A 12,792-nucleotide genomic window follows, 5' to 3' on the forward strand; every position below is an offset into this window, starting at 1 on the left:
TACAACCACTTTTTCTTTTTGAAAAAGTAGAGAATGAACAGCGACGAGAGCACCATGAACAGGATGGCTGCCGGATAACCCCATTTTTTGTCCAGCTCAGGCATGATGGTGAAGTTCATTCCGTAAATACTCGCGATAAGGGTAGGTGGCATGAAGATGACGGAGACAATGGTAAAGATCTTGATGATCTTGTTCTGTTCAATGTTTACATAACCCAGAAAAGTATCCTGCAGATAATCCAGCCTGTCGAAGCTGAATTTGATATGCTCCACCAGCGAGTTGATGTCTTTGATGATGATGGTGAGCTTTGGTTGAAGCTCCGAGGAGATAAATTCACTGCGCAGCATGCTCGATACCACACGTTGTTTATCGATGATGTTCTCACGTAGCAACATGGTTTTTTCCTGCAGGTTCTTGATCTCTGACAGCAGTTCCTCGTCCGCCTCCTGCAGGGTGAGGGAGTTACTCAACTGGGTAATCTTCTGTGTCATGTTCTCAATCATGTCCGCGTCGAATTCTACCCGTGTTTCCAGCAACGCCACAAGCACATGTGCCCCGGTAGGGTAGTTTTTCGGGTTGGCCGATATTTTTTTTACCGTCTCATGAAACGATATCAGCTCTTCGCCACGGACAGTGACCAATATGTTGTTTTTCAGGATAAATGATACGGGGTCGGTCTCGAAATTCGATAATAGAAAGTTGGAGTTGACTACCAGGGTGTCGTTTGTTTCGATATAGCGCGAAGACATCTCAATCTCGATCATCTCTTCTTCTTCCTGGATGTATATCTTCAGGAAGTCTTCCAGTTCATTTTCCACCTCTTCGTCCACGTCGTTGAGGTCGATCCATAGGAAGTTCTGTATGGGGTTAGATTTTAGGAAATCGAGGCTGCGGCTCAGTCTGACGATGCCGTCTTTATGATAGAATAATTTAATTTCCGCCATGATCTCATTTTTTGAATCGTGAATAATCAGTCATTTTTCTCTTCCGAAGGAGCCTGTCTGACCAGCGGTTCCAGCATATTGGTAAGCTGTTCGAACTGTTTTATCGACAGTTGCTCGGGCCGTTTTGTAAGCATGGGGTCGTCGGGCAGGGGGCTCTCGTCGGTCAGTAGTGATTTGATGGAGTTGCGAAGCATCTTTCGCCGTTGGTTAAAGCTCGTCTTCACTACTGTTTTGAATAACTTCTCATTGCAGTCGAGCTGCTTTCGCCTGTTTCGCGTAAGCCGCACAACCGCCGATTTGACCTTAGGCGGAGGGATAAACGCTTGCTCGTTCACCGTGAACAGGTACTCTATATCGTACCAAGCCTGCAGCAATACGCTTAAAATACCGTAGGACTTGCTGCCGGGTGAGGCTACCATACGTTCAGCGACCTCCTTTTGAATCATTCCCGAACAACAGGGGATCTGTTCCCTGTGCTCGATCACTTTAAAGAAAATTTGAGAGGAGATATTATAGGGGTAATTGCCTATCACGCAAAATTCGCCATTGTAGTACTTTGAAAGATTCATCCGAAGAAAATCCTGCTGAAGGATCCTGTCCTGTAGTTCCGGAAAATGTGTGTGCAGGTAATCAATGGATTCGCGATCGATCTCCACCACGGTAAGATCCCTTTCTCGTTGAAGAAGAAACTGTGTGAGCATACCGGTGCCCGGCCCCACCTCCAGTACTGGGAGGGAGGAGAAATCATCGAGGGTGGCCGCAATGCGGTCTGCTATCTCCTTATCTTTAAGGAAATGCTGTCCGAGGTTTTTTTTTGCTCTTACCGGAATCATTGCAATATGGCGTTTATTCCTTATCTTTACGGCCACAAAGGTAACATTTTATTATCTAAATTGATTCATACATCAACTAAAAAACAAGATACAATTGTTGATTAATAAGTGTTTGAACATCTTTGTGTAATGGTTATAATTAAGTTGTATAAGATAATAAACCGCTGAGAGGTGAAAATAAATGCAGAATCCGTGAAGAGTGTGCTGAAGACAGTGCTTTCGCTGTTCCTGGGATTATTAATTATATGGGCCATGTACCGCAATACCGATATGGGTGAGTTGTGGGAGATCGTACAATCGGCCAACTTTGGTGTTATCGCTGTTTCTCTTGTGTTCGGACTATTGGGAAACACTATCCGGGGATTAAGATGGGAGCTGTTTGTGAATTCTCTTGGCTATCACCCTCCCCGGGCCAGTATTGTGAATGCCACACTGGGCAACTATGCGGTTAACTTTGTGCTGCCCCGCGCGGGAGACATCTGGCGATGTGGGGTAGTAAGCAAATATGATAAAATACCCTTTAGCAAAACACTCGAAACTTTCCTGGTAGATAAGGTTGTCGACGTCGTGGCGGGGCTGCTGGTGGTGTTTGTTAGCGTGGCCCTTTATATTGACTTTTTTGTATCCTATTTTCAAAATAACCCTCAGTTTGCAGTAAATGTCTCCGGTATTTTTTCTTCTGTATGGGTATATGTGATCTTGGGAGCATTGCTGTTGATTGTGGTGTTGCTGCTGACTGTTCTCCGGAAGAAGAACTTCATGGTGAAGATAACGGATTTTTTCAACACTGTGAAGTATGACCTGAAGCTCATCGGGAAGATGAAGGAGAAGTGGCGCATAATTATTTACACGATCCTGCTTTGGTTCTGTTTTTATTTGTATTTTTACATTTGCTTTTATGCGTTCGATTTCACCAGAGATCTTGGCCCATTGGCGGGATTGATTGTATTTGCGATGACCAATATCGGTATCTCTGTGCCGGTACAGGGTGGAATTGGCCCCTGGCATTTTATGGTCATCTCCTCGCTTCTAATACTGGGTGTGGCTGAAAATCAGGCACTGGCTTTTGCAGGAGCTGTTTTCACCATCCAGTCGGTTTGGCAAATCCTTTACGGACTTTTCGGCGTGATCGCCATGCCTTATGTGAAAAGAGAAAATCAGGACATCTACGGAAAAAATATTTAAATTGATCAACAATATGGCTACAGCAGAAATACTCAGTATAAATCCACAAAATGTGTGGAAACATTTTCACTCCCTAACCCAAATTCCTCGTCCGACAGGGCAGATGGGGCAGGTGACCCGGTTCATGATGGACTTTGGTCAATCGCTTCATCTGGAGACAATTCAGGATAAGGCGGGTAATGTGTTGATCAAAAAACCGGCTACGAAAGGGTATGAAATTGCTAAAACGGTGATATTGCAATCACATCTCGATATGGTTCCGCAAAAAAATGCTGATGTTACGCACAATTTTGCCACCGATCCCATCGAAACCGTGATCGATGGAGACTGGATAAAAGCACGTTCCACTACATTGGGAGCAGATAATGGCGTGGGTTGTGCCATGATGATGGCGGTATTGGAAGATTCAACCTTGCAGCATCCGGCCATTGAAGCTCTTTTTACCGTGGACGAAGAGGTAGGAATGGATGGCGCGAACGGCCTCGAAAAGGGAATGCTGGAAGGTTCACTGATGCTGAATATCGACACCGAAGAAGAGGGCGAACTGTGCATTGGCTGTGCAGGGGGAAGAGATGTAAATATCTCTTTCGGCTTCAAACCCGACAGGGCTATAGATCAAGGCGATGTTGCCTATAAAATTAGCTTGCGTGGTTTGAAGGGCGGCCATTCCGGTGTGCAGATCCACTTGGGCCGTGCCAACGCAAACAAGCTGATGAATCGCTTTTTGAAAGATGTCGTCAGGAATTACGAAGCCCGCATCGCGAGCATCCAGGGAGGGTCTCTCCGAAATGCAATTCCGAGGGAATCGTTTGTCGTGTTGACTATCCCCGAGCAGCTTTCCGACGACCTTGTGGATCTTGTAGGAGAATATGAAAAGCTTTTCCGCGAAGATTTTGTCGGCATCGAAGATAACATCTCATTTAAAGCCGAACCCGCCGATCTTCCGGCATCACTCCTTCCCGAAGAGATTCAGGACGACCTGATCAATGCCGTGGAGGGCTGTATCAATGGAGTTGTCAGCTATTTGGCCGACTTCCCCGGGGTGGTGGAAAGTTCCCTGAACCTCGCCATGATACATTCATCGGACGAAAGCATTGAGATGAAGCTGCTGGTGCGCAGTTCCTCCGAAAGTAGAAAAGAATGGATCTGCTCATCGGTGGAGAGTCTCTTTCAACTGGCTGGTGCAAAGGTGGAATTCGATGGCGATTATCCAGGCTGGCAACCCAATGCCAATTCAGAATTGTTGGGTCTGATGGAAAGGATCTATCTGGAGAAATACGACCAGCGGCCTAAGGTGATGGTTATCCATGCCGGCCTGGAGTGCGGTATCATCCAGTCGAACGTGGCACAGAAGCTCGACATCGTTTCCTTTGGGCCAACCATCACGGGGGCGCATTCGCCCGATGAGGCCGTGAAAATTGACACTGTGGGTAAGTCTTACGAATACCTTTTGGCTATTCTGGAGAAATTGAACTGACATCCATGGACAATACGCTGATCATTTTCGCGTCGAATCACGGGACTGTCGATAAATGCGCCCGTGAGTTATTCAGGCTGATAGACGGCAAAGTGGATATCTGCAACCTGAACGAGCGGAAAATAGTGCCGGATCTTACCAAATATGATTCCGTCATTGTGGGCGGCTCCATTCATTCCGGAAAAATACAGGATGAGATAGCTGCATTCTGTGAGAAGCACCTGGACGAGCTTTCAACCAAGCGACTCGGCCTTTTTATCAACTGCTCCTATACGGGGAAAAAAGCGCAAAAGCAGCTGGACGAAGCGTTTCCGGAGGAGCTCAAGCGTAGTGCCGTTGTGCGTGATTATTTCGGCGGCGAGGTGAATGAAATGAAATTAACACTTTGGGAGCGAATTGTGACAACGCAAATGATCGAGAAAGAAGATCTGACGGTGGTGCTCTCTAAAGAGAAAATCAGGCGTTTTGCCGAATCAATGTACGAAGAGAATAACCCTTTCGGAAATAAGACCCCATGAGCCAAAGAATAAAAAAACAGGTGCTTTTTCCCGTTGTATTGCTTCTCTACATGGCAATCATGGCTTATATAAGCTATCCACGATATAAGGCATCGGGTGAGTGGGGTGAATATCTAGCCGTGATAGGCATCGGTCTGCTCCTGGTTGTGCTGTTGTTTTTTTTACTGAAGAGAAAACAAAAGATAAGAGATCAGTTTAATCAAAAGGATTAACCGTAAGGGTGGGGGCAGCGCATCGTCGTATTTCCCAAAGAAGGGAATAGGCATTTACTTTACAGGGAAAGTGTGCCCGTTGTCTGCGATAACTTAAAGCTTATGAGATATTTATACACACTGATCTTACTCTTCTTTTTCCTCTGTTCCTTCGGACAGACCTCCTCGCAGCCGCTGCATTACAAGTTTCGCCTTTATTTGAAAGACAAAGGTGTAACAACCTATACCCTCAATGAACCCGGTCAGTTTCTTTCCAAAAAAGCTATCGAAAGAAAAAAAAGGCAAAACGTGCCCATCGATGAAACTGATTTTCCTGTTTCGCCTGATTATTTCAGGCTGGTAGAAAAGGCGGGTGGAGTGGTGGTTTCACATAGCAAATGGCTCCGAACCATGACGGTACAGGTGGAGGACAGCCTGTCAATAAATGAGATACTTTTGCTCCCTTTTGTGGATACCGTGAAATATGTATGGCGGGGAACCGATCGGATAAGCCGGCCGGAGTTGCGTCCCCGTTTGGAAAAAACCGATTGTGAACAAGCTGTCCTAATGGATCAACCCTTTGGATACACCCTTGGCCAGTTCAGGATGCACAATGCCGATAAACTGGCACTTGCCGGATTCAAGGGCAAAGGTGTTGACGTGGGGGTGATTGACGCCGGATTTACCAATTTTGATGTGATTCCCTGGTTTGAGACAGTCGACCTGCGCGGTTATATGAATTTTGTGCCAGGAGGTGATATGTTTGCTATGAGCGATCACGGAACCAAGGTGTTGTCCACGATGGCCGTCAATCAGCCCGGGTTGATGATGGGTTCGGCGCCCGAAGCTGCATACTGGCTGTTGCGTTCCGAAGATGTGACCAGTGAATTTCCGGTGGAGGAGGATTACTGGGTGCGGGCCATTGAATATGCCGACAGCCTGGGGCTGGATGTGATCAATACCTCGTTGGGGTACAATCATTTCGATGATGAACAGTTGAATTACAGTTTTGCCGACCTTACGGGAGAAGTGTCGATGATGTCGCTTGCGGCAGATATGGCCTTTGAGAAGGGGATGATTCTTGTCGTGAGCGCAGGAAATGAAGGGAACAAGCCCTGGCAGAAAACAACTCCCCCCGGCGATGCGAAGAATGTGCTGGCAATAGGGGCTGTGGGTACTGACAGCCTCATTGCTTCGTTCAGCTCGCGTGGGTTGATGGAAGATGGACGCGTTAAGCCGGACCTTGTTTCGGTAGGGAAAAACACCGTCACCATCGGCCAGAAGGGCGCGATCGGTATTACCAACGGTACATCCCTCTCGTCTCCTTTCCTGGCAGGATTGATTGCGTCGCTCTGGTCGGTGAATCCCGATCTCCATCGTTCAGAGCTAATCAAGATCATCAAAGAATCGTCCGACAGATACCTGACTCCCGATTCTGTATATGGAAATGGCATTCCTGACTTCCAGAAGGCAATGAGAGAGATGCTGACCACGCTCAATGTAGCAGAGAGCCCAATTGCTGAACACTCTTTTTCAATATCCCGCACGTCAAAAAATGATTTTCTGATCACCTTAATACAACCTGACTTCTCTTTTGATGCTTATAATGTGAGTCTGCTCGATGAGTCAGGCCAACTCATTTTTACCCGCACTTTTGAACAGGAATCATTGAAAATTCTTGTGCCTCCGTCCTTAAGGAAAACAAATAAGTTTGTTCATCTGCTGTTTAAGTCACCCGATATTCAACAAGTATTGCGGTTTTCTTTCTAGCTTTTTCTTCCCGTGCTGACGCTGTTCTCGTCAAAAAAACATTTTATTTGTCACAAAATTTGTACCGGATCGTCTTCATTATAAAGACTATTTCGCAACCCCATTATTTCTAGCTGTATGGACAAAAGAATTTTTGCGGTTTTTACTTGCAGTTTACTTGCGTTAACCCTCCATTCACAAACATCGCTGAATAAGCTATACCTGGATTTCGCACACGAATCGAACGTGTCAAAAGTTACTTTAAGCGGATTGGCGATGATGCTGGCAAGGCCCTTCATGGATGAGACAGATAGTAAAATATCAAGTATCCGTGCTTTATCGTTTGATGAGTGCACGCAGGATGTCAAAGATCGTTTTAATAATTCTGCCCTCCATTTCAAAGATGATCGGTACGAACTTTTTGTCAACTCCAACGAGAAGGACGAGAAGGTGCGTATTTTTTTCAAGTTCCAGGATAATATGATTCGTGAAATGGTAATAATGACTATGGGAGACAGTCCCGCATTGATACATCTAAAAGGAAAGATCAAACCATCGGATATTGAAAATCTGAGTAATGGACGGAAATGAATTTAAATCCAGATTTCTTCCGTTCAGCGGACTGATTTACAGAATTTCATTTGTTGTTACCGGTGATAGAGAAGATTCTGAAGATATTGTTCAGGAAGTATACGAAAAATTGTGGAAGATACGGGAAACCCTTTCGGCTGTGCAGAATGATGAAGCATACATCATCTCCGTAACAAGAAACATGGCTTTAGACCGGTATCGATATAACACGAGACGGCAGACCGTGTCTGTTACCTCTGTAACTGACTTGACTGAAGAGGAATTCGACGAGAAAAAAAATGAACAGAAAGAAATGCTCCGGAGCATTGAAAACGTACTTTGCACTCTACCGCAGTCGCAACAAATGGTGGTACGGTTACGACATTTTACGGATCTCTCTGTTCCTCAGATCGCCGAAACAATGAAGCTGACGCAGGCGAATGTCCGTCAACTTTTGTCGAGAGCAAGAAGAACGATTAAAGAAAAATTTGAAAAATTGTATGAATATTGAAGATATCGACAAGCTGATTGCCAAATTCTACAGAGGCGATACAGATGGCAAAGAGGAAGAGTGCCTGGCAAGCTATTTCGCACAAGACAATCCTCCCGTATCACAGGATAAGGACCGCGACGTTCTTCTCGCTCTTTCCTCTTTTACAACCGAAGTTCCGTCTGGGTTGGAACCGAAAATTGCATCGTTGATTGATGCATGGGAGCGGAAAGAAAATGAGCGTGCAAAGCATCGCCTGAAAATGGGACTTCGTAAACGTGTCGTAAGCATAGCGGCGTCTGTTTTATTGGTTGTTGGTATCGGATTTTGGTACCAGTACCAAAGTGCCGGCAACCGATCAGCCCTGACCGAATCATTTGAAAGCCCACAGGAGTCTCAGGAGGCCGTTGTTGAGGCGTTGCGACTCTTCTCGCACAACTTTTCGAAGGGAACCAAAGTTGTTGAAGATGCCGATAGTCATGTTGATAAAGCTTTTGCCATCATTGATCAGGCTTTAAATAATAAACCTGTTCACGGCCAGGACTCGGTTGAATTACCCGATAAATAACAATTTAAAGAAAATAGCATCATGAGAAAAATGATTATTACCCTCGCATTTGTTTTCGCAGCCACATTTGTTTTTGCGCAAAAGAATCCATTTGAAAAATTTGCAGATATGGAGGGAGTTACGTCGGTGTATATATCAAAAAACATGATGTCGCTTCTGCCCAAAGAGTCCAAATCGCAATTTGGCGGTGTAGACGTGACAAACTTCGTTGAAAAACTGAATTCTATACTCATACTTACCTCCGGAAATAGGAAAGTTTCTCGGGAGATGATCTCCATGGCGAACAGTCGTATAAAAGAAAATGAATATGAATTACTCATGCGTGTAAAATCGGAAGATGGCGAACTTGTCAACTTTTTCATGAAAGGGAAACCCGATAACATTCAGGAACTTATCATGGTTGTGGACGGAGATGGGGATGAAAGTGTGGTCATGCAGTTTCTCGGAAATTTTAAACTGCAGGACGTGCAGCAGATGACAAACAGTTTTGAGAAAAAAAAATAAGCCGTTGTATGTAGGCCTGTTTCCTGCCTCAGGTTATTAACCGGATAAACAATCGTCTATCCGGTTTTTCGTACCCGGAGATATGGCTTATCGGTGAAATTGTGCTATTTTTGTTTACAATTACACGGGCCATGTTTGAAAATACCCTTTCATTATCCGAACTCAACTTCAGGGTGCGCGATGCCATTCGCAACCACCTGCCCGATTCATATTGGATACGGGCCGAAACCAGCGATGTACGCCCAAACAGGAACGGCCATTGCTATCTTGAGTTTATTGAGAAAGACCCGGCCCGGCAGTCCATTGTTGCGAAGGCCAGAGGAGTGATCTGGTCGGGGGTATTTCAAATGCTGTCTGCCTATTTCGAGAAGGAGACCGGCCAGCCGTTTGCGTCGGGACTCAACGTGCTTGTCAGGGTATCGGTCGATTTTCACGAACTGTATGGTTACTCCCTCAGTGTTCTGGATATTGATCCTTCGTTCACCCTGGGTGAGATTGCCCGCTTGAGACAGCTGGTAGTGAAACAGCTGGAGGAGGAGGGGGTGCTCACACTCAACAAGGAACTTTCCCTCCAGGAGCCGGCAAACCGCATTGCCGTAATCTCCTCTCCCACGGCTGCCGGCTATGAAGATTTTCGGGATCAGCTGCTGAACAATCCGGGAGGGCTTGCCTTTTATACAAAATTGTTTCCTGCCATCATGCAGGGCGACCGGAGTGAAGCATCGGTTATTGAAGCTTTGGAAAAGATTTTTCATTACAGACACCTGTTCGATGCCGTAGCGATTATCCGCGGCGGCGGTGCCTCATCCGACCTGAGTTGCTTTGACTCCTATGGGGTAGCCGCCCATGTGGCTCAGTTCCCGCTTCCCGTAGTGAGCGGGATAGGGCACGAGCGGGATGTCACGGTACTGGATATTGTTGCGCATACACGTGCCAAGACACCCACTGCTGTTGCGGAGCTTTTCATTACCCATGTAGGAAAAACAGCTTCCGAGCTTGCCGGACTTCGCGATAGAATTGTTTTGGAGAGTGAGGCGATTGCAGCGAAAGAGCAGACCCTTTTGTACTCTACATCCAAAGAGCTGGTACATCAGTCAATGCGTATGTTGCAAAAAGAGACGGCAGGTGTGCAGCAGGTAACGACTTCGATGCACCATGAATTGAAGCAGCTTCTATTGCAGCAACGACACTTTATTGAAAACAAGCAGCAATTTGTGCAGATGGTCTCCCCCCTGAACGTACTCCGGCGCGGATATACCCTCACTCTGAAGAATGGAAAAAGTATTTCCTCCCTGCAGGATTTGAAAGAGGGTGATACCATTGTGACGTACTTTAAGGACGGTACCTCCGCTTCACAGATTACCGGGATAAAATTGTCAGACGATCCGTTGGAAGAGTACCATTCATGATTTTTATTACTTCATCAAAAGAGACACAAGATGGAAAAGTTATCATATACTTCGGCAAAAAAAGAACTTGAATCAATCGTGTCGGCCATTGAGGCGGGCGAAATGGATGTGGATCTCCTTATCGATAAGGTGAAAAGAGCATCTGAGCTGATTATATTCTGCAAAGAGAAGTTGACGAAAACGGAAAAAGAACTTCAGAAAATCCTGGACGACATCGTATGACCAACGAAAAAAAAGAAAGTGTGATCATCGTTGCTGGTGGAAAGGGCCTGCGTGCCGGTGGTGACCTGCCGAAACAGTTTCAACCGGTCGGCGGTATGCCGATGCTGATGCGCACCCTGCAGGCATTTCACCATTACAATGTGAGAATGAAGATTGTGGTGGTGTTGCCGGATGGTTTTCAGTATCTCTGGAAAAGGTTGTGCGCAGAGCATCATTTCACTGTTCCGCACAAGGTTGTTTCCGGTGGAGAGACGCGGTTTCACTCTGTGAAAAACGGATTGAGGGAGATAGAGGATGATGAGATGGTGGGGGTGCACGATGCAGCCCGTCCTTTTGTCAGTACTGCTCTTATAGCCAGTTGTTTTGAGGCTGCATGGCAGCATGGTTGCGGTGTGATTCCGGTGGTAGAGGAAATAAACAGCGTGCGTTTGCTTACGGAGAGCGGAAGCCGAATGATCGACCGGGAGAAGCTGAGAGTGATCCAGACGCCTCAGGTGTTTCCGGGGGCAGAATTGAAAAAAGCCTACGAAACAGGCTTTGACCCAGCCTTTACCGACGATGCCTCGGTGGCTGAAAAGCAGGGGGTACCTATTCTCTTGATTCATGGGGAAGAAAGCAACTTCAAAATTACCACACCCTTCGATTGGATTGTGGCCGAAAGCTATTGTCAATTAATTGTCAAAACGACAAATTGATGGCTTGCTCACCCATATTTCGAACAAAAAAGTACATTGTTTGCAAATTATTTGTTCCATTTTGTCAAAATATGATGGATTTTTATTACTTTTGGTGTTATTATTAAAGTAAGACTTTCATGGAGAAAATTGATAAGCTGGACAGGCAAATTCTGGAGATTATTTCACAAAATGCGCGTATCCCTTTCAGAGATGTGGCTGAGCAGTGTGGCGTTTCACGTGCTGCTATCCATCAACGTGTGCAGCGGATGATAGAAAACGAGGTTATTACCGGTTCGGGATACCATGTAAATCCGAAAGTGCTGGGTTATGCTTCGAGTGCATATATTGGTGTAAAGCTGGAAAAAGGGTCCATGTACAAAAATGTGATTCCCGAGTTCGATAAGATACCCGAAGTCACGGAGTGTCATTTTACCACCGGCCCTTACACGTTGCTGATAAAGCTTTATGCCCGCGATAACGAACATTTGATGGATCTGTTGAATAACCGCATTCAGGAGATTCCCGGTGTAGTGGCTACCGAAACCATGATTTCGTTAAGCCAGAGTGTAAAGCGTGAAATACCGATTATGAAGGATAGTTCCAAAGAATCTTAAGGAATTACCCCCTCAATCCCGTTCGATTTTTTTCGGTAAGCATATAAAAAAGACGAAAGCCTGAAGCTTCCGTCTTTTTTGGGTTTTTTCAGTGAACTCTGTCCCTGCATCACCTTGAAGCCGCCACTCAAAAGCAGTCCTGTTGCAGGTTACAGATAATGTCTGTCGGGATGAGGTGACTCGAACACCCGACCTCCACGTCCCGAACGTGGCGCGCTAGCCAACTGTGCTACATCCCGATGAATTTGTGGCTGCAAAGATAATAAATTTTTCCCATAATTTGAGCAGCATGCTTTTTCTTTTTTCTGCTCGTTTGTCAGAACGGAAAAACTCCGGGACGCAAATCTTATATATTCATTTCAGATCATTGCGTTTAACCTCAGATCTCCTCAAACCGGGCAGTAAAGAAACGCAATTGTTTGGGTTCGTAAACAAAACGCAACCCTCTGATTTTCTCTCTCTCTTTATATAAGTTGATTACAGCGTCGGCCACCACATCCAAATGACGATATGTATATACCCTGCGAGGGATGGTCAGTCGTACCGTCTCCAATTTAGGAAAATGGTTTTCCCCGGTTCTTGTATTTCGCCCCGCTGAAACAATACCCCGCTCCATGCAGCGGACACCCGATTCAACATAAAGATTGGCAGCAAGGCTTTGTGCCGGAAGTTGGTCCTGGGACAAGTGCGGGCAGAAGCGACGGACATCGATAAATACACCGTGTCCTCCCACAGGCTCCACAATGGGTATTCCGGCAGCTTTCAGTTTGTCTCCCAGATAACGGACCTGCTTTATCCGGTGTTCAATATATTCAAATTGTACCGATTCCTGTAATCCAAC

Annotated in this window: 16 protein-coding genes and 1 tRNA gene; 13 read left to right on the forward strand and 4 right to left on the reverse strand. The window is 45.9% G+C overall.

Features of this window, described 5'->3' with window-relative positions; all coding sequences use genetic code 11:
* Positions 1–944 (reverse strand): magnesium/cobalt transporter CorA (gene corA / locus B3Z75_RS06265; protein WP_294068760.1); only part of this gene is annotated, 944 nt, incomplete at its 3' end.
* 26 nt (positions 945–970) lie between these two features.
* Positions 971–1,777, reverse strand: a complete 807-nt coding sequence (rsmA, locus tag B3Z75_RS06270) for a 16S rRNA (adenine(1518)-N(6)/adenine(1519)-N(6))-dimethyltransferase RsmA (RefSeq protein WP_294068824.1) — start codon at positions 1,775–1,777, stop codon at positions 971–973.
* Positions 1,778–1,948: 171 nt separating this feature from the next.
* Between rsmA and B3Z75_RS06275 the strand changes: the two genes are divergently transcribed.
* The 13 genes from B3Z75_RS06275 (at position 1,949) to B3Z75_RS06335 (ending at position 11,951) form a co-directional block, all read left to right on the forward strand.
* Complete coding sequence (locus B3Z75_RS06275) at positions 1,949–2,962, forward strand: lysylphosphatidylglycerol synthase transmembrane domain-containing protein (protein WP_294068761.1); 1,014 nt, start codon at positions 1,949–1,951, stop codon at positions 2,960–2,962.
* 13 nt (positions 2,963–2,975) lie between these two features.
* The gene (locus B3Z75_RS06280; RefSeq protein WP_294068762.1) at positions 2,976–4,439 is read left to right on the forward strand and encodes an aminoacyl-histidine dipeptidase; all 1,464 of its coding nucleotides are present in this window, start codon (positions 2,976–2,978) and stop codon (positions 4,437–4,439) included.
* Positions 4,440–4,444: 5 nt separating this feature from the next.
* The gene (locus B3Z75_RS06285; protein WP_294068763.1) at positions 4,445–4,957 is read left to right on the forward strand and encodes a flavodoxin domain-containing protein; all 513 of its coding nucleotides are present in this window, start codon (positions 4,445–4,447) and stop codon (positions 4,955–4,957) included.
* Positions 4,954–5,169, forward strand: coding sequence for an LPXTG cell wall anchor domain-containing protein (locus tag B3Z75_RS06290; RefSeq protein WP_294068764.1), 216 nt, complete (start codon positions 4,954–4,956; stop codon positions 5,167–5,169). The genes B3Z75_RS06285 and B3Z75_RS06290 overlap by 4 nt, the downstream gene beginning before the upstream one ends.
* Before the next feature lie 102 nt (positions 5,170–5,271).
* Complete coding sequence (locus tag B3Z75_RS06295; RefSeq protein WP_294068765.1) at positions 5,272–6,918, forward strand: S8 family serine peptidase; 1,647 nt, start codon at positions 5,272–5,274, stop codon at positions 6,916–6,918.
* A 117-nt stretch (positions 6,919–7,035) separates the two neighbouring features.
* Positions 7,036–7,488, forward strand: coding sequence for a DUF4252 domain-containing protein (locus tag B3Z75_RS06300; protein ID WP_294068766.1), 453 nt, complete (start codon positions 7,036–7,038; stop codon positions 7,486–7,488).
* Positions 7,475–7,978, forward strand: coding sequence for an RNA polymerase sigma factor (locus B3Z75_RS06305; protein WP_294068767.1), 504 nt, complete (start codon positions 7,475–7,477; stop codon positions 7,976–7,978). The genes B3Z75_RS06300 and B3Z75_RS06305 overlap by 14 nt, the downstream gene beginning before the upstream one ends.
* Complete coding sequence (locus B3Z75_RS06310) at positions 7,968–8,525, forward strand: hypothetical protein (RefSeq protein WP_294068768.1); 558 nt, start codon at positions 7,968–7,970, stop codon at positions 8,523–8,525. The genes B3Z75_RS06305 and B3Z75_RS06310 overlap by 11 nt, the downstream gene beginning before the upstream one ends.
* A gap of 21 nt (positions 8,526–8,546) precedes the next feature.
* Positions 8,547–9,029, forward strand: coding sequence for a DUF4252 domain-containing protein (locus tag B3Z75_RS06315; protein ID WP_294068769.1), 483 nt, complete (start codon positions 8,547–8,549; stop codon positions 9,027–9,029).
* A 131-nt stretch (positions 9,030–9,160) separates the two neighbouring features.
* Entirely contained in the window at positions 9,161–10,438 is a 1,278-nt protein-coding gene (gene xseA, locus B3Z75_RS06320) for an exodeoxyribonuclease VII large subunit (RefSeq protein ID WP_294068770.1), read from the forward strand.
* 30 nt (positions 10,439–10,468) lie between these two features.
* Positions 10,469–10,660: an exodeoxyribonuclease VII small subunit gene (xseB, locus tag B3Z75_RS06325; protein ID WP_294068771.1), complete on the forward strand. Its 192-nt coding sequence runs from the start codon at positions 10,469–10,471 to the stop codon at positions 10,658–10,660.
* Positions 10,657–11,355 (forward strand): 2-C-methyl-D-erythritol 4-phosphate cytidylyltransferase, encoded by a 699-nt coding sequence (locus B3Z75_RS06330; protein WP_294068772.1) that lies wholly within the window; start codon positions 10,657–10,659, stop codon positions 11,353–11,355. Before xseB ends, B3Z75_RS06330 begins: the two co-directional genes overlap by 4 nt.
* 119 nt (positions 11,356–11,474) lie before the next feature.
* On the forward strand, positions 11,475–11,951 hold the full coding sequence (locus B3Z75_RS06335) for an Lrp/AsnC family transcriptional regulator (protein WP_294068773.1): 477 nt from the start codon (positions 11,475–11,477) through the stop codon (positions 11,949–11,951).
* Between the two features lie 165 nt (positions 11,952–12,116).
* Here the strand turns inward: B3Z75_RS06335 and B3Z75_RS06340 are convergent.
* Positions 12,117–12,190 (reverse strand) — tRNA-Pro (locus B3Z75_RS06340).
* A 140-nt stretch (positions 12,191–12,330) separates the two neighbouring features.
* The coding region (locus B3Z75_RS06345; RefSeq protein WP_294068774.1) for a beta-eliminating lyase-related protein at positions 12,331–12,792 on the reverse strand (462 nt) is incomplete at its 5' end.

Origin of the sequence: Proteiniphilum sp. UBA1028, from assembly GCF_002316955.1 — a bacterium.
Classification (GTDB): Bacteria; Bacteroidota; Bacteroidia; order Bacteroidales; family Dysgonomonadaceae; genus Proteiniphilum.

Excerpts from the sequence above, each read along its gene's own strand:
- B3Z75_RS06330 (WP_294068772.1), top strand. The coding sequence starts at position 10,657 with ATGACCAACGAAAAAAAAGAAAGTGTGATCATCGTTGCTGGTGGAAAG.
- B3Z75_RS06305 (WP_294068767.1), top strand. The coding sequence starts at position 7,475 with ATGGACGGAAATGAATTTAAATCCAGATTTCTTCCGTTCAGCGGACTG.
- xseB (WP_294068771.1), top strand. The coding sequence starts at position 10,469 with ATGGAAAAGTTATCATATACTTCGGCAAAAAAAGAACTTGAATCAATC.
- B3Z75_RS06295 (WP_294068765.1), top strand. The coding sequence starts at position 5,272 with ATGAGATATTTATACACACTGATCTTACTCTTCTTTTTCCTCTGTTCC.
- B3Z75_RS06290 (WP_294068764.1), top strand. The coding sequence starts at position 4,954 with ATGAGCCAAAGAATAAAAAAACAGGTGCTTTTTCCCGTTGTATTGCTT.
- B3Z75_RS06285 (WP_294068763.1), top strand. The coding sequence starts at position 4,445 with ATGGACAATACGCTGATCATTTTCGCGTCGAATCACGGGACTGTCGAT.
- B3Z75_RS06300 (WP_294068766.1), top strand. The coding sequence starts at position 7,036 with ATGGACAAAAGAATTTTTGCGGTTTTTACTTGCAGTTTACTTGCGTTA.
- B3Z75_RS06315 (WP_294068769.1), top strand. The coding sequence starts at position 8,547 with ATGAGAAAAATGATTATTACCCTCGCATTTGTTTTCGCAGCCACATTT.
- rsmA (WP_294068824.1), bottom strand. The coding sequence starts at position 1,777 with ATGATTCCGGTAAGAGCAAAAAAAAACCTCGGACAGCATTTCCTTAAA.
- B3Z75_RS06335 (WP_294068773.1), top strand. The coding sequence starts at position 11,475 with ATGGAGAAAATTGATAAGCTGGACAGGCAAATTCTGGAGATTATTTCA.
- B3Z75_RS06280 (WP_294068762.1), top strand. The coding sequence starts at position 2,976 with ATGGCTACAGCAGAAATACTCAGTATAAATCCACAAAATGTGTGGAAA.
- xseA (WP_294068770.1), top strand. The coding sequence starts at position 9,161 with ATGTTTGAAAATACCCTTTCATTATCCGAACTCAACTTCAGGGTGCGC.
- B3Z75_RS06310 (WP_294068768.1), top strand. The coding sequence starts at position 7,968 with ATGAATATTGAAGATATCGACAAGCTGATTGCCAAATTCTACAGAGGC.